The organism is Vibrio pectenicida (assembly GCA_024347015.1).
In the GTDB taxonomy this organism is placed as follows: domain Bacteria; phylum Pseudomonadota; class Gammaproteobacteria; order Enterobacterales; family Vibrionaceae; genus Vibrio; species Vibrio pectenicida.
Window position 1 is genome coordinate 2,969,273 of the sequence record AP024889.1, and the last position, 16,567, is coordinate 2,985,839.

Consider the following 16,567-nt stretch of genomic DNA (forward strand, 5'->3'; position numbering starts at 1 on the left):
GACCAGTGTTGATGTTTTTTATGAAACTAAAAACAAAATTCAATGACATTGAGATTTTGATCTCATAGGTAAGATGAATATTTGAATAAACGTCAAACTTTAAATTGGATTGAAATGCTTGTTGCAAATTGAGGATCGGGGGGATAATCGCTCCAACTCAAATAGAAGGAAAGTTCAATCGTAAAATGGGCGCAAGGAAAACACGCCCAGGCGGTCTCTATGGCTTATTCAAATGGTTACTATCGTCATCATTTTTACGTTGATATTCACCTTCAAAAGTATGACCATCATTATCGCTACGTTGTTCAAAATGACCATCAAAACCCGCGGCTGATTTTACCACCATTTTAGTCATCAGGTATTTTGCCAAAGCTCGACGAGGAGCAGGTAATAGCACTATCATACCGAGTGCATCAGTTAGAAAGCCAGGAATAAAAAGCAATACACCAGCAACCGCAAGCAGCACCCCTTCAAGTATTTGTTGCGCTGGTAGCTCTCCTTGCTGAAGACGGTTTTGCACAGAAAGTAGTGTTTGTAAGCCTTGGCTACGTACCAGAGAGGCACCAAGAAATGCAGTCAAAAAGACCATTGCAATTGTTGGCCATAAACCAAAATAGCCTCCAACCGAGATAAACAGACTAATCTCGATAACAGGAATCAATACGAATATTAAGAATACGATAGCAAACACATGCCCTCCTTTGTTGGGACCAGTGTAAGCGCAAAGCTTACCTAAGCTCAAACTAAAGCGAAAAAATTCATAGCGACCTAACGATTTGAGCAATATTTATTGTGTAAAAGTATTCAGCTAGCCAAAAATAAAAAAGGTGATCAAGATACTATTTTTATCCGCTGAGTGAAGTATCATGAGCCACAGAAGTCAGGACGTATTTTACAGCCAAAAACTCTGACGAATGGATTCTTAAATTGCAGAATGGCGAGCATTTGTATTTATCATCAGAATAATTATCTAAGGATCCTATAATGGCCACCCTAACTGATACCTTACACCCTGCCAATGCAACTCGTATTGAAGAAGATCTTCTTGGCGAGCGACATGTCCCAGCAGACGCCTATTACGGCATTCATACCCTGCGCGCCATTGAAAACTTCAATATCTCTAACGTCACCATTTCAGATGTACCTGAATTTGTCCGTGGCATGGTGATGACTAAGAAAGCAGCAGCGCTTGCAAACAGCGAGCTTGATGTCCTGCCTAAAGAAATCGCGCAATACATAGTCCAAGCGTGTGATTTGATCCTAGATACAGGAAAATGCATGGATCAGTTCCCATCGGATGTGTTTCAAGGAGGAGCTGGCACCTCTGTCAATATGAATACCAACGAGGTCATTGCCAATGTAGCGCTAGAGCTCATGGGTAAAGAAAAAGGGCAATATCAATTTATTAACCCTAATGATCACGTCAATAAGAGTCAGTCGACCAACTGTGCCTACCCAACGGGTTTCCGTATTGCGGTTTACAATAGCGTCCAGACACTTATTGAAGCAATAGAATACTTAAAAGGCGCATTTGCACTTAAAAGTAAAGAGTTTAAAGATATCCTGAAAATGGGTAGGACTCAGCTTCAAGACGCTGTTCCTATGACTGTTGGCCAAGAGTTCCATGCATGGTCTGTGACACTAAATGAAGAGATCCGCGCTCTTGAATACACCTCTAAGCTATTGCTTGAAATAAACCTAGGTGCGACCGCAATAGGCACTGGCTTAAATGCAGCCCAAGGCTATCAAAAATTAGCAGTTAAGCATTTAGCACAAGTCACTGGGATAAATGTCGTTCCCGCAGAAGATCTGATTGAAGCAACCTCTGACTGCGGCGCTTATGTGATGACCCACGGCGCACTTAAACGTCTAGCGGTTAAACTGTCTAAGATCTGTAATGATCTTCGCTTGCTTTCTTCTGGCCCTCGCACCGGCATCAATGAACTCAACTTACCTGAGCTACAAGCAGGCTCGTCAATCATGCCCGCGAAAGTCAACCCTGTAGTGCCTGAAGTGGTCAACCAAGTTTGCTTTAAAGTTCTCGGTAACGACAATACCATATCTTTTGCAGCAGAAGGCGGCCAATTACAGCTCAACGTAATGGAGCCTGTGATTGCTCAAAGCATGTTTGAATCCATTTCTTTGCTGTCGAATGCATGTATCAACCTGCGCGACAAATGCATTGATGGCATCACAGTAAATAAAGAAATTTGTGAAGCATACGTCTACAATTCGATTGGTATTGTCACCTACCTCAATCCATATATTGGCCACCATGAAGGCGATATTGTCGGCAAAATATGCGCAGAAACCGGCAAGAGCGTTCGAGAAGTGGTACTTGAGCGAGGCCTTCTCAGTGAAGAAGAACTCGACGAGATCCTCAACGTCGAAAACTTCATGAACCCCCAGTACAAAGCCAAACGTTACCAATAAGCAGAATTATTTAGGGCCTAGATGAGGCCCTTTTTTAGGCATTAAATTTTAATCCACACCTCTAGAATGGTTTAATGCTATCAATCTCTAATTACCTGAATTATTTTCTTTTAAGTATTCAGACATAAAGAATTAAAAATATATACGAGGTAACTATCATGGTTATGGTTGAACTATTCGTTGTCCTACTTTTCATATATCTGGGAGCAAGAATTGGTGGTATTGGCATTGGCTTTGCGGGCGGTGCTGGCGTTATTGCTTTGTCCTTTTTTCTCGGCGTACCAACTAGTCAGGCCTATATTCCTGTTGATGTTATTCTGATCATCATGTCAGTGATTACTGCCATTGCAGCGATGCAAGTTGCAGGGGGCATGGATTGGTTAGTTCAACTGGCAGAAAACTTTCTTCGTAAACACCCAGAGCGAATCACTTTTTATGCTCCTGTTGTGACATTCCTAATGACACTAATGGCTGGAACAGGCCATACCGCTTTTTCAACTCTACCTGTCATAGCCGAGGTGGCTAAAGGTCAAGGGATTCGTCCATCTAGACCACTATCAATTGCCGTTGTCGCTTCGCAGATAGCCATTACAGCCTCCCCTATATCCGCAGCCGTAGTCGCTTTTTCATCAATGCTCGCGCCAAAAGGAGTGGATTACCTGACCTTACTTGCCGTATGCATTCCGGCTACCTTCATTGCTTGTATGATAGGTGCATTTGTCGCCAACTTCATGGGCAGTGAGCTAAAAGACGATCCCATTTATCAGCAACGTTTAGAGCAAGGTCTGATTAAGTTGGCACCAGACAAACAGCGTGACATATTACCAACCGCTAAAACTGCCACCTACATTTTCCTAATCGCCATTGCATTCGTTGTTTGCTATGCAGCCGCTATCTCAACATCGGTGGGTTTGATTACCGACCCTGCTCTAGGCCGTAATGAAGCCATTATGGCCGTCATGCTAACCGCAGCGGGCGCAATAGTCCTTTTCACCAAAGTAGATGCCTCAAAAATACCTAGCGCTGCGACTTTTAGGTCTGGCATGACAGCATGTGTCTGCGTTCTTGGTGTTGCTTGGCTGGGCTCAACATTCGTTAACGCACATGTTGATGGCATCAAAGAAGTAGCAGGCGTGCTTGTGGCAGATTACCCATGGATGTTAGCCATAGTACTCTTTTTCGCCTCGATGCTACTTTACTCTCAAGGAGCAACAACTGTCGCTCTTATGCCAGCAGCGCTAGCAATAGGGGTTACACCGCTCACCGCTGTTGCATCATTTGCCGCAGTGAGCGCCCTGTTTGTCTTACCTACCTATCCAACACTCCTCGCCGCAGTGGAAATGGATGACACAGGATCAACGCGCATCGGTCGCTATATCTTTAATCATCCGTTCTTTATTCCTGGCGTTGTTACTATCATTTCTGCCGTTGCACTGGCTTTCTTTTTTGGTGGGCTACTGATTTAGTCAATAAAAAAATGGAGGCTATACAAAGCCTCCATAATAAAAATCACTTTCACTAGCTCTACACTTTGAGATAAAAAGATAAACTTAATATTAAAAATTCATATTAAATAACAACGCGCTTATCATTATAACAATAACCTTACCCATCATATAAAACACTAAAATAACTTTATAGAACACATATTAAAATTTAATGACACTAAATAAATAATGCTTTTGTGAAGAATAACAAAGCCAAAAACTCTAATATTAATTAAAATAGAATCAATTTTTTATAGCTTAATATCATTAAAAGCATGCCCGCTTTGATTCACTTCTATTTACTATTTATAAAATAGAAGTCAGGAGAACATCATGACGACACAGCCTAAACCAACTGAGAAAAAAGAAGGTTTTTTTGCCAAACTCAAGTTCCCGTCAGCCTACACCATACTCTTTATACTAATCGCGCTAGTTGCTGTTCTTACTTGGATTATTCCAGCGGGGCAATATCAGCGCGCAATGAACCAAGATTTAGGCCGTGAAGTACCCATTACGGGCACTTATCAAACTGTCGCGGCAAACCCTCAGGGGATTATTGATATATTCCTCGCCCCCATTGATGGTTTTTACGATCATGAAAGTTATCAGGCAGCAGCCATTGATGTGTCTTTGTTTATCTTAGTCATGGGTGGATTTCTTGGCCTTGTCACCAATACAGGAGCAATTGACGCAGGTATCGAACGTGTCACCCGTGCTTTACATGGTCGTGAAGCCATGATGATCCCAATCCTCATGGCTTTGTTCGCCGCTGGCGGCACTGTCTATGGTATGGCAGAGGAATCGCTGCCTTTTTATTCCCTGCTAGTTCCCGTAATGATGGCCGCTCGTTTTGACCCTGTTGTGGCCGCTGCAACCATATTACTTGGAGCCGGGGTTGGTGTTCTTGGCTCAACAATTAACCCCTTTGCTACTGTCATAGCTGCCAATGCTGCCGGTATTCCATTTACTGATGGTATTTTATTACGTGTAGCCATGTTAGTAATTGGCTGGCTAATATGTGTCGCTTATGTCATGCGTTATGCTCGTCTGGTGAGGAACGATCAAACTAAGTCGATCGTATATGATAAATATGAGGAAAACAAACAGCGCTTTCTAACTAATCAAACAGGGGAACCTCTGGAGTTTACTGGTCGTCGTAAAACTATTCTGTTGATATTTGGTGCCTCCTTCGCAGTGATGATATATGGCGTTTCAATTGCAGGTTGGTGGATGGCAGAGATTTCAGCCATGTTTCTAGCTGCTGCCATTTTAGTTGGCTTGGTTGCACGTATGAGCGAAGAAAACTTTGTCAACAGCTTTATTGACGGCGCGCGTGACTTACTTGGCGTAGCACTCATTATTGGTATTGCTCGTGGTATCGTCGTCGTGATGGATAAAGGAATGATTACTGACACCATTCTTTTTTCCGCAGAGCAAACGGTGACAGGTTTATCTTCTGTTGCGTTTATTAATATGATGTTCTTTTTAGAAATTTTATTGTCCTTCCTGGTTCCTTCCACTTCAGGTTTAGCGGTACTAACCATGCCAATAATGGCGCCACTCGCTGATTTTGCTGGAGTGGGTCGAGATCTTGTCATTACCGCATACCAATCAGCGTCCGGCCTAGTGAACTTAATTACTCCTACCTCAGCAGTTGTCATGGGAGGGCTAGCTATCGCCCGAGTCCCTTATATTCGCTGGATAAAATGGGTTGCTCCATTACTCGCTATTCTCACGCTATTTTGTGTAGCCATGATAAGTCTCGGTGCCATTATCTGAGCTAGGTACTAGACCTGACAAAGCCGCATTATGCGGCTTTTCTTATAACGACATTCAACGTTGCAGATAGTTTATAGCGATATTTTCATTAAGAAGTAATGTGATCTAAATTCAATTTACAGATAAAATGTTAGCTAGCAAAATTAGCAATAACCAAAAAAATTAATTATCTAGTAATAGATTATGAATAAGTTAATTTTTTATTTTAAATTTTAACCTTCATTCAGGTGAATATTATTTCCAATTAAGAAGCTCTAATTAACATGAGAATTAAGATCCTGAATAAAGTTCCCACATATATGTATATCCACCGAGTTAACAAACATGAAACATATGCATAGATATTGTTAAACACTTAGATAATCAACAATAATATATAAAATATGAACTGTGACCTCCTTCCAAGAATAACCTAATGACAGGCGTAGTATAAGTTTCAGCTAAACAAAAAATCACGCCGTTCTAAGAGCAAAAAATTCTAGAACTTATCAAAAGAGAGTTGAGCATGAATAACTTATACGTAGGCTCCGAAATTGGCCAGTTGCGCCGCGTTCTCGTTCACCGACCTAAACGCGCTTTAACTCATTTAACCCCTTCCAATTGCCATGATTTATTATTTGACGATGTACTCGCAGTAGAGCGTGCCGGAAAAGAGCACGATGTATTTACCCAAACTTTAGCCGAACAAAATGTTGAGGTGCTATTTCTTACCGACCTACTCGCTGAAACGCTGCAGGTGTCAGAAGCAAAAAATTGGCTACTATCTCGGCAAGTGTCCGGCTACCGCTTAGGACATACATTTGCCAGAGATGTTTGCAGCTACTTAAGAGATCTCTCCAACTTAGAACTGGCAAAAATACTCACTGGTGGGTTGTCATATACTGAGGTGCCATTTCAATCCTCTTCAATGATGCAACGCCTTCATCAAGCAACAGATTTTATTATTGAGCCACTGCCCAATCATCTATTTACCAGAGATACCTCATGCTGGGTTTATGGTGGCGTTTCTATTAACCCAATGGCAAAACCCGCACGCCAACGTGAAACCAATCACCTCAGAGCTATTTATCGCTGGCATCCAAAATTTGCTGACCAGAGTTTCATCAAATACTTTGGTGACGAAGAAAGCCAGTATGACAACTCAACCATAGAAGGCGGAGACGTTTTAGTCATCGGCAAGGGCGCTGTCCTAATTGGTATGTCTGAACGAACAACAGCTCAGGGAGTTGAGCATTTAGCCTCACAGCTATTTAAACACAACCAAGCAAAACAAATTATTGCCATGGAGCTACCAAAACACCGCTCTTGCATGCACTTAGATACAGTAATGACGCATATGCGCGAAGATACGTTTTCAGTCTACCCAGAGGTGATGCGCAAGGATATCAAGTGTTGGCAATTGACTGGGGATGAATCTGGCAGAGTTAATTTCAAACAAGAGAACTATTTTGTCCATGCCATAGAGCGAGCTCTTGGCATCAACCAACTGAACCTTATCACCACGGGAGGTGACAATTTCAATGCCGAGCGAGAACAATGGAATGATGCCAATAATGTTCTCACCATCAAACCTGGAGTCGTGATTGGTTATCAGAGTAATACCTACACCAATGAAAAATACGATAAGGCAGGTATTACTGTTTTGCCTGTGCCAGGTGACGAGCTTGGCCGAGGCCGTGGTGGGGCTCGCTGTATGAGCTGTCCTGTTGAGCGTGATGGTATATAGGCCCTAAGGTCTAGCTATGTATATATTAGGAGACAAAAGTTATGAATAAACAAACTGTCGTCATTGCACTCGGTGGTAATGCCTTACTTCGTCGGGGTGAACCTTTAGAAGCAGGCATTCAGCGTCACAACGTACAGGTTGCAGTCAAAGCAATCTGCGAAATTGCCCAGCATTATAAGGTCATACTTGTGCATGGAAATGGTCCTCAAGTTGGGTTACTCGCATTGCAAGGCCTAGAATACAAACAAGTTGCACCCTATCCTCTTGATGTGTTAGGCAGCGAAACGCAAGGTATGATTGGCTACATGTTAATGCAGGAATTTAAAAACCAAATGCCAAATATCAACGCTACTTGCATGCTAACTCAAATAACAGTTGATCCAGACGACCCTGCTTTTTTAAACCCCACTAAGCCTATAGGGCCAATCTACAGTCAAAATGAGGCTCGCGAACTAGCCGAAAAATATAACTGGACTATCAAACCTGATGGCCAACATTTTCGCCGCGTTGTTCCTAGCCCTAGACCAACCGGGATCATCGAGCATCAAGCAATTACCAGCCTTATAAATGCTGGTCACTTAGTGATTTGTACTGGTGGCGGAGGTATTCCTGTCAAATATGAAAACAACCTCTTAGTTGGCGTCGAGGCTGTTATTGATAAAGACATGTCAGCGGCGCTACTAGCAAAACAATTACACGCTGATGCTCTACTTATCTTAACTGATACCGATGCCGTATACCTCAACTGGGGCCAAGCGACTCAATATCCATTGCGCAGTACAGACCCAAACGAGCTAAGCCAATATCAATTTGATGCAGGTTCCATGGGACCGAAAATCCAAGCCTCATGTGAATTTATTAGGCAAGGAGGAAAAGTTGTGGGTATTGGGGCTCTAAAGGATGGCTTGCGCATACTTCAGGGTCAAGCTGGTACCTACATCACCCAAGGTTAATTGAGTTGTTGGATCAACATTACCTTAAAAATAAATATCTTAACTTTGCGCCTCTTGGGTTTAACAACATCGAGCGCGTCGAACAAAAAGGAATACATCATGGCTTTCAATCTACGTAACCGCAATTTCCTAAAACTTCTCGATTTTACTCCAAAAGAAATCCAACACCTATTAGATCTCTCAATTGAGCTAAAAAAAGCGAAATATAACGGCTACGAGCAACCGCGGCTAAAAGGGAAAAACATCGCTCTGATCTTTGAAAAAACTTCGACGCGAACTCGGTGTGCTTTTGAAGTGGCCGCCTTTGACCAAGGCGCACAAGTCACATATTTAGGACCAACGGGATCGCAAATCGGCCATAAAGAGTCGATGAAAGATACTGCTCGCGTACTAGGACGTATGTACGATGGTATTGAATATAGAGGCTTTGGCCAAGAGATTGTTGAGGAGTTAGGAGCATATGCAGGCGTACCTGTTTGGAATGGATTAACCAATGAATTTCACCCAACCCAAATTCTCGCCGATTTCCTCACTATGATTGAGCATGGCCGTGGTAAGCAACTACAAGAGCTTAAATTTGCCTACCTGGGAGATGCTCGCAATAACATGGGCAACTCTCTTATGGTTGGAGCCGCTCAAATGGGTATAGATATTCGCCTTGTTGCGCCACAACAATTTTGGCCACAGGACAACTTAGTTGCACAATGCCGTGAAATTGCGCAATCCACAGGAGCCAAAATTACTTTAACTGAGAATATTACCGAAGGCGTTCAAGATTGTGACTTCTTGTATACAGACGTTTGGGTATCGATGGGAGAAGCTAAAGAAGCGTGGGCAGAACGTATCAAGCTAATGCTACCATATCAAGTTAACATGGAAATGCTTAAAGCGACTCAAAACCCAAATGTTAAATTTATGCATTGTCTACCTGCATTTCACGGCGAGGATACTAAGGTTGGCAAACAACTGGCAAATGAACATCCACAGCTCAAAAACGGATGTGAAGTCACCAATGAGGTTCTTGAGTCAGAGTTCTCTATTGTCTTTGACGAGGCAGAAAATCGCATGCACACCATTAAAGCGGTGATGGTCGCAACTTTAGGCGACTAGCTTTTTAGCAAAATAGGCTAATTTTCGTATACATTTAGTTACCCAGAGAGGCTCGTACTTCATAGCTCGAAGCACAGCCTCTAGTTAGAGAAAACAACAATATCACAAACTCGTTAGTTCAAATCACTCGACTAAAACAGCACTTCTTAACTCACTAACAAATATGTCACCTAAAATCAGTTTTTTGTTTGGTGATCCCTTTCAAAAAGCCGCATTTTATTTGATGGTAATATGTCCAAACATCAAAGCCACCATAGAAGTGGCACTATTTTATTTAAAGGCATTTCAACGGACTGAAGCGCCATAAGTCGCAAGGATAAAAAACCTTTACGTTATGCTTTTTGAGGAGTTCCCATGAGTGAAACTCTAAGCCCAATGTCAGTTGAAGAAACTGAAGATAAAACCCTAGTCACCGCCTGTAAAAAGCTGCTCCAACAGCAAAGTTTCTCAACACAAAATGATCTACGGGAAGCTCTAGTCGATTTTGGTTTTGTAGGAATTAGCCAATCCACAGTGTCGCGCTTGTTGTCACAATTAGGGGTAATCAAAGTACAGAATGCCTGTGGTAGAAAAGTCTATTGCATCACTGTAGAAACAGCCCCAGTTCGTATTGAATCTTCCATTTCTTCTCAAATTGAATTTGTTACTCATAATCAATCCATGGTCGTGGTAAAAACTCACCCTGGTAGTGCTCAATTAGTGGCTCGACTAGTAGACATAGATCCACACATTGACATCCTTGGTACTGTCGGGGGTAACGATACCGTGTTAGTCATCCCAAAAGACATAAAGTATATTGATGACTGTGAAAAAGTCGTTCGTTCTAGATTAGGGATAGCCTAATTCCCTAACAAAAATGAATATTTGACCTGGCATGAAACTTAATGCCGCTTTTCTCTGTCTGATTGAGTTAAAATGATTCAAAATTTGACTTAAGTGACTTTTGTATGCGTGCCATTTTATCGCTTGTTTTGCTTTATCTGACTGTTTTTTCTACGCCCACTATGGCACTTTTTGAACAGTCCAAATCTATACCCAGCTTTGGCAACCAAAGTAATAGCTTTGTTCCTGTCGATGAGGCTTTTCCTTTCAATGCCTATCAACAAGGCAATCGTGTTTACCTCGATTGGCAAGTCAAGCAAGGTTACTACCTCTATCAACATAAGTTATCCGTCAGTGGCGAAAACATTAGACTCGATAATCTGGAGATGGAAGAAGGCACACCACATAAAGATGAATTTTTTGGTGACGTCAATATCTACACCACACCATTATTTGTTGAGGTACCTCTAGCTGACTATCAGGACGGGGCTCGCTTGATTGTTCAATATCAAGGATGTGCTGAAGCAGGGTTCTGTTACCCTCCTGAAACTCGCGTTGTCGACTTAACCTCTTTTGAATCTCCAAACACAAATAACATCAGCTCAAAAAGCCAAGAGAACTCAGCCCCTGCAAAGACCAGCTTAAACGCGTCACCATTGGCTTCGCAGGAATCAAATTTGGCGACAAGCCTTAGCGATAACTGGTGGACACCTTTGCTTTTCTTGGCTCTAGGAATTGGACTAGCTTTCACCCCGTGTGTATTACCCATGTACCCCATCCTCACTAGTATTGTGCTAGGAAGCGGAAAGCTAAACCATGCCAGAGCATTAGGACTCGCCTTTATTTATGTTCAAGGCATGGCATTAACCTATACCTTACTTGGACTAGTTGTGGCATCAGCTGGCTTACAATTTCAAGCAGCAATGCAACACCCATATATTCTAGTTGGCTTAAGCGTCATGTTTGTTGCTTTGGCACTGTCGATGTTTGGTGCCTACACGATTCAACTGCCAAGCAGTGTTCAAACTTGGCTTAATAACTTAAGTAACAAACAGCAAGGTGGTAGCTCACTGGGTGTATTTGCTATGGGTGCAATTTCAGGCCTTGTCTGCTCACCTTGCACAACCGCCCCGCTGTCAGGAGCCTTACTTTATGTCGCTCAAAGTGGCGATTTAGTGACAGGAGGAGTGGCACTCTATGCACTGGCTTTAGGCATGGGGATCCCACTGATGTTAGTCGCCGTATTTGGCAACAAACTTCTGCCCAAAGCGGGCAACTGGATGGATAAAATCAAAACTCTTTTTGGCTTTATTCTCCTTGCCGCCCCAATATTTCTACTTGAACGTATTCTCCCAGAAACTTGGGCTACCGGATTATGGTCAATACTTGGGCTCATGGCATTTGGCTGGCTCTACCATGTCAAAAGTTCATTACCACTAGGTGGCTGGAAACAAAGTATAATTGGAATCATCGCTGTACTCGGCCTTTTGGCGTCTGCACAGCCTGCCTTCAATTATTGGTTTGGTAATAATATTGAACAATCACAACCAAATATTCGGTTCACACGCATAGCAACAATAGATGATCTGAACAGTCAGCTTGAGCAAGCAAAGCTGGCCGGCAAACCTGTTATGCTCGATTTTTATGCAGATTGGTGTGTGGCATGTAAAGAGTTTGAGAAATACACCTTCCATCAAGCAGATGTTGAAAATAAGTTGAAAAACTTTGTGTTACTCCAAGCCGATGTAACTAAAAGTCAACCGCAAGACATAGAACTGTTAAAAGCAATGAATGTACTTGGACTTCCTACCATCGAGTTCTGGGGTGCTGACGGGCAACATATACCCAGTGCAAGAATTACCGGATTTATACCAGCCGAGCCTTTTTTGCAGCATATTGATACTCATCGCTTGTAAACTTCTAAAACAGCTTACCGCCAGTTGCATAACTGGCGGTCTAGCCCAGTAATATTGAGGATTATGCAGAAAACCCGATATAGTTCAGAGTTTTTATGTATAGACATTGTTCACACCCTCAAAGCCGACAATAATTCGCCTAAGCCCACTTTTAATTGATACGATCAAACCATATGGATTCAACCTACACCATTATTATCGCTGATGACCATCCGTTATTTCGTAATGCACTATTTCAGTCGGTACATATGGCGATCAGTGGAGCCAATCTGGTTGAGGCCGATTCTCTTGATGGTTTGCTCGCTGTTCTAAATAATGAACAGGATCCTGATTTACTACTACTAGACCTCAAAATGCCCGGCGCAAACGGCTTGTCCGGACTGATACAATTGCGTGCAGAATATCCAGACTTACCAATAGTGGTTATTTCTGCCAGTGAAGAACCTTCGGTGATCACACAAGTCAAAAACCATGGTGCATTTGGCTTTATCCCAAAATCTAGCGATATGCGTGAACTTATAAAAGCATTGACGCAGGTGCTCAATGGTGAGCCTTTCTTCCCTGAAGGCACCACTGACAATGTATTTAGCAGTGAATTGACTAATAAAATCGCGACTTTAACCCCACAACAAAACAAAGTCCTTGCAATGCTATCCGATGGCCTGCTAAACAAACAAATCGCCTATGAGTTAAATGTCTCTGAAGCCACAATAAAAGCCCATATGACAGCAATTTTTCGTAAGTTAAATGTAAAAAATAGAACTCAGGCAGTTATTTTGCTCCAACAGCTGGAATATGAATATTCTTAGTGTTTTTTCACTATTGGTGTTATTTATCTGCTAAGATACTCACGTTGATCATATGATCAACATATTCATCCCTCTGTTTCACCAACTCTGGGAGTCAATATATTGCTTAGCGTATTATTCACTCAATTTGTCGTACTCTGGGCTGTGATCGACCCAATCGGTTCTGTACCAGTTTATCTTTCTCAAACTCAACACCTCACAGTAAAGCAACGCCGCTTAGTGGCACTAAAAGCAGTGGCAATTTCAGCTGGAGTGTTACTCTTTTTCCTACTTGTAGGGCAACTGTTACTCGACGCAATGCAAATTCCCTTACCTGCTTTCCAAGCTGCAGGTGGTCTTGTGTTGTTACTGTTTGCGCTAACCATGATATTCGGTGAATCTAAACCCGAACAAGAAACAAAAATATCTGAAGAAGTCAGCCATTCTGACTTGGCTGATCTCGCTGTTTACCCCTTAGCAATACCTTCGATTGCATCTCCTGGGGCCATGATGGCGATTGTGATGCTTACCGATAATCATAGATACGCTGTCGCTGACCAGTTAATGACAGCAGCCGTTATGATTGGTGTGCTATTAATCACTTTAATATTACTGCTAGGTGCAACTCATATTCAAAAGTGGATAGGCAATGTTGGCGCAGCCATTATCAGTAGAGTTATGGGGCTGATTCTTGCGGCGGTCGCATTAAATAACTTGTTGTTAGGTATAAAAGATTTTTACCTTGGATAATTATTCATGCCATTTTAACCAGCCATTAGACTTTGGTCTTAGCTAACATTCATAAAATACTCTCAATCATTCCAGAAACAATCATAAGCACCTGTAATAAAGGTGCTTTTTTGTTTTTCAAACAAGACTAAAGTTGAAAAGCACTCCTACACTGCACTTGGTAAGGTATCTGATGAAACATTTCATTAACAACCAATCGTAAGGAGGCAGTGATGGCATTTGAAAGTCAAGAACGAGCCAAAGCCTATTGGAATAAGAACGTAAAATTGATGGTTAGTTTAATGGTCATCTGGTTTTTTGTTTCATTTGGTTGCGGTATTTTATTTGTCGACCAACTTAATCAATTTCAGATCGGTGGATATAAGCTGGGATTCTGGTTCGCTCAGCAAGGCTCCATTTATTCATTCCTCGCCATCATCTTTTTTTACGCATGGAAAATGCGACAGATAGACCGTGAGTTTAACGTCGACGAATAAGGAATAACTTAGATGGATCTGAAAACTACTACTTATCTTATCGTTGGTGCCACCTTTATCCTCTATATTGGTATCGCAATCTGGGCACGAGCAGGGTCAACAAAAGAGTTTTATGTCGCAGGTGGAGGAATAAACCCCATTGCTAACGGTATGGCGACAGCCGCCGACTGGATGTCTGCATCTTCCTTTATTTCCATGGCTGGTCTAATTGCTTTTATGGGCTACGGTGGTTCGGTATTTCTAATGGGATGGACTGGAGGCTATGTACTATTAGCTCTCCTATTAGCGCCATACCTGCGTAAATTCGGTAAATTCACTGTTCCCGAGTTTTTAGGAGAGCGTTTCTATTCTAATGCCGCCCGAATTGTTGCTGTTGTCTGTTTAATTATCGCATCGGTGACTTATGTAATTGGCCAAATGAAAGGTGTGGGCATTGCTTTTGGTCGGTTTCTGGAAGTGGATTACTCCACTGGTCTACTGATCGGTATGTGTATTGTGTTTATGTACGCGGTTTTAGGCGGGATGAAAGGCATTACTTACACACAGATCGCTCAATATTGCGTACTTATCTTAGCCTATACCATACCTGCAATTTTCATATCACTTCAATTAACGGGCAACCCTATACCTCAAATTGGCCTTGGCAGCACAATGTCTGGCACTGATGTATATCTACTTGACCGTCTTGATCAGGTAGTCACTGAATTAGGCTTTAGCCAATACACCACTCAGGTAAGAGGCGATACCCTCAATATGTTCGTCTATACCATGTCTCTTATGATAGGTACGGCAGGCCTACCTCACGTTATCATCCGCTTCTTTACCGTCCCCAAAGTAAGAGATGCTCGCACTTCAGCAGGTTGGGCCCTAGTATTCATCGCCATTTTGTACACAACTGCGCCAGCAGTCTCTGCAATGGCAAGGTTAAATCTCATGGATACGGTTACCCCAAGCTCTGGACAAAACCTTGCCTACGATGAACGCCCCGATTGGTTTATAAACTGGGAAAAAACCGGCCTACTAGGTTTTGATGATAAAAATGGCGATGGCAATATACAGTACACCTCAAATTCAGCAACCAATGAGCTGAGAGTAGATCAAGACATCATGGTATTAGCCAATCCAGAGATTGCAAAACTACCTAACTGGGTGATTGCGTTAGTCGCCGCGGGCGGCTTAGCCGCTGCGCTATCAACAGCAGCGGGTCTACTACTGGCTATATCATCATCTATATCACATGATCTCATCAAAGGAGTCATTAATCCCAACATATCAGAACAAAAAGAGCTACTTATTAGTCGAGTTTCAATGGCAGCCGCTATTGCAATATCAGGCTATCTTGGTCTTAATCCTCCAGGGTTTGTCGCAGGGACAGTGGCCCTAGCCTTTGGCCTCGCAGCATCCTCTATTTTTCCTGCATTGATGATGGGTATCTTCAGTAAAAACATCAATAAAGAGGGTGCTATTGCCGGAATGATTACAGGAATTACGATTACGCTCTTTTACGTTTTTCAGCACAAAGGGATCTTATTTGTCGCTGACTGGAAGTACTTACAAAGCTGGGGCAGTAACTGGTTTTTGGGTATAGAGCCTAATGCCTTTGGTGCTATCGGAGCCGTATTTAACTTTGGTGTAGCTTTCGTAGTATCTAAGATCACGGCCGAGACACCTCAAGAAGTTAAAGATCTAGTCGAGAATATCCGAATACCTACAGGTGTTAGTAAAGCTCTTGATCACTAAATAATGCCCCCTCTATGAATGCACACATAGGGGGCTTCTTTCCGCGACTATATTTCGTTACCTTAGGCTTTAGCTTCGCCAACAGGAAACCAAGATGTTAAGAAACAAGCACTTTATTGTTGCCCTTATAATAGCCCCTATTCTCTCAATTATCGCTTATTTCGCCGCTGATATAGCCGTTAGTGAAAAGCCTCATGCTGCGAAAAAAGGTCAGAGCTATAAGATGATAAGTCAATCGAACTGTCGCTACACCAGTGGACTGTGTAATATGGAGAATGGCGACTTTAAGATTAGGTTTCGTTCTGAAAAACTGGTAAATAATCAGCTCGAACTTTCACTTCATGCAGAATATGCCGTTGACGACATAAAGGTTTCTTTGGTCGATAGCCAAGAACTAAATATTCCTCCTCTTGAAATGCAACCTCGAGACCAAACTGGGAAAAACTGGTCCATTAGTTTACCCAAACCGACTTCACCAAGCAGTTGGCTGCGAGTGGTTGTAAAGGCTGAAGGCACCTTATACTATGGTGAAACTCAAATGGCGTTTATTAAATACGAAACCTTATTTACAAAGTGATCATGATATC

At 42.3% G+C, this 16,567-nt stretch carries 14 protein-coding genes; 13 read left to right on the forward strand and 1 reads right to left on the reverse strand.

The features are described 5' to 3' along the window. Window positions 1-217: 217 nt before the first annotated feature. Window positions 218-691, reverse strand: a complete 474-nt coding sequence (locus OCV27_RS13675; protein ID WP_125320770.1) for an FxsA family protein — start codon at window positions 689-691, stop codon at window positions 218-220. Between the two features lie 293 nt (window positions 692-984). On the opposite strand from OCV27_RS13675, the gene aspA reads away from it, so the two are divergent. The 13 genes from aspA to OCV27_RS13740 all read left to right on the forward strand — a co-directional run bounded on the left by aspA (window position 985) and on the right by OCV27_RS13740 (window position 16,557). Further along, a complete protein-coding gene (gene aspA / locus OCV27_RS13680) occupies window positions 985-2,433 on the forward strand; it encodes an aspartate ammonia-lyase (protein ID WP_125320771.1) in 1,449 nt (482 codons plus the stop codon). Between the two features lie 158 nt (window positions 2,434-2,591). Further along, window positions 2,592-3,899, forward strand: coding sequence for an anaerobic C4-dicarboxylate transporter (locus OCV27_RS13685; RefSeq protein WP_125320772.1), 1,308 nt, complete (start codon window positions 2,592-2,594; stop codon window positions 3,897-3,899). A 354-nt stretch (window positions 3,900-4,253) separates the two neighbouring features. Next, entirely contained in the window at window positions 4,254-5,699 is a 1,446-nt protein-coding gene (locus OCV27_RS13690; protein ID WP_125323468.1) for a YfcC family protein, read from the forward strand. Window positions 5,700-6,204: 505 nt separating this feature from the next. Continuing rightward, on the forward strand, window positions 6,205-7,425 hold the full coding sequence (gene arcA / locus OCV27_RS13695; protein WP_125321553.1) for an arginine deiminase: 1,221 nt from the start codon (window positions 6,205-6,207) through the stop codon (window positions 7,423-7,425). A gap of 41 nt (window positions 7,426-7,466) precedes the next feature. Continuing rightward, window positions 7,467-8,378, forward strand: coding sequence for a carbamate kinase (gene arcC, locus OCV27_RS13700; protein WP_125321551.1), 912 nt, complete (start codon window positions 7,467-7,469; stop codon window positions 8,376-8,378). A 99-nt stretch (window positions 8,379-8,477) separates the two neighbouring features. After that, complete coding sequence (locus OCV27_RS13705) at window positions 8,478-9,488, forward strand: ornithine carbamoyltransferase (RefSeq protein WP_125321549.1); 1,011 nt, start codon at window positions 8,478-8,480, stop codon at window positions 9,486-9,488. Window positions 9,489-9,842: 354 nt separating this feature from the next. Then, window positions 9,843-10,331, forward strand: coding sequence for an arginine repressor (locus tag OCV27_RS13710; RefSeq protein WP_125321547.1), 489 nt, complete (start codon window positions 9,843-9,845; stop codon window positions 10,329-10,331). A gap of 104 nt (window positions 10,332-10,435) precedes the next feature. Further along, window positions 10,436-12,226, forward strand: coding sequence for a protein-disulfide reductase DsbD (locus tag OCV27_RS13715; RefSeq protein ID WP_125321545.1), 1,791 nt, complete (start codon window positions 10,436-10,438; stop codon window positions 12,224-12,226). 173 nt (window positions 12,227-12,399) lie between these two features. Beyond that, window positions 12,400-13,035 carry a response regulator gene (locus OCV27_RS13720; RefSeq protein WP_125321543.1) on the forward strand — a complete coding sequence of 212 codons (636 nt, stop codon included), beginning with the start codon at window positions 12,400-12,402 and terminating at the stop codon, window positions 13,033-13,035. Window positions 13,036-13,137: 102 nt separating this feature from the next. Then, on the forward strand, window positions 13,138-13,764 hold the full coding sequence (locus OCV27_RS13725; RefSeq protein WP_125321541.1) for a MarC family protein: 627 nt from the start codon (window positions 13,138-13,140) through the stop codon (window positions 13,762-13,764). 212 nt (window positions 13,765-13,976) lie between these two features. Beyond that, window positions 13,977-14,240: a DUF4212 domain-containing protein gene (locus OCV27_RS13730; protein ID WP_125321539.1), complete on the forward strand. Its 264-nt coding sequence runs from the start codon at window positions 13,977-13,979 to the stop codon at window positions 14,238-14,240. A gap of 12 nt (window positions 14,241-14,252) precedes the next feature. Continuing rightward, window positions 14,253-15,980, forward strand: a complete 1,728-nt coding sequence (locus OCV27_RS13735; RefSeq protein WP_125321537.1) for a sodium:solute symporter family protein — start codon at window positions 14,253-14,255, stop codon at window positions 15,978-15,980. Between the two features lie 94 nt (window positions 15,981-16,074). Then, on the forward strand, window positions 16,075-16,557 hold the full coding sequence (locus tag OCV27_RS13740) for a hypothetical protein (RefSeq protein WP_125321535.1): 483 nt from the start codon (window positions 16,075-16,077) through the stop codon (window positions 16,555-16,557). Window positions 16,558-16,567 lie beyond the last annotated feature (10 nt).

Coding starts and splice junctions, on each gene's coding strand:
- aspA (WP_125320771.1), top strand. CDS start 985: ATGGCCACCCTAACTGATACCTTACACCCTGCCAATGCAACTCGTATT.
- OCV27_RS13685 (WP_125320772.1), top strand. CDS start 2,592: ATGGTTATGGTTGAACTATTCGTTGTCCTACTTTTCATATATCTGGGA.
- OCV27_RS13690 (WP_125323468.1), top strand. CDS start 4,254: ATGACGACACAGCCTAAACCAACTGAGAAAAAAGAAGGTTTTTTTGCC.
- arcA (WP_125321553.1), top strand. CDS start 6,205: ATGAATAACTTATACGTAGGCTCCGAAATTGGCCAGTTGCGCCGCGTT.
- arcC (WP_125321551.1), top strand. CDS start 7,467: ATGAATAAACAAACTGTCGTCATTGCACTCGGTGGTAATGCCTTACTT.
- OCV27_RS13705 (WP_125321549.1), top strand. CDS start 8,478: ATGGCTTTCAATCTACGTAACCGCAATTTCCTAAAACTTCTCGATTTT.
- OCV27_RS13710 (WP_125321547.1), top strand. CDS start 9,843: ATGAGTGAAACTCTAAGCCCAATGTCAGTTGAAGAAACTGAAGATAAA.
- OCV27_RS13715 (WP_125321545.1), top strand. CDS start 10,436: ATGCGTGCCATTTTATCGCTTGTTTTGCTTTATCTGACTGTTTTTTCT.
- OCV27_RS13720 (WP_125321543.1), top strand. CDS start 12,400: ATGGATTCAACCTACACCATTATTATCGCTGATGACCATCCGTTATTT.
- OCV27_RS13730 (WP_125321539.1), top strand. CDS start 13,977: ATGGCATTTGAAAGTCAAGAACGAGCCAAAGCCTATTGGAATAAGAAC.
- OCV27_RS13735 (WP_125321537.1), top strand. CDS start 14,253: ATGGATCTGAAAACTACTACTTATCTTATCGTTGGTGCCACCTTTATC.
- OCV27_RS13740 (WP_125321535.1), top strand. CDS start 16,075: ATGTTAAGAAACAAGCACTTTATTGTTGCCCTTATAATAGCCCCTATT.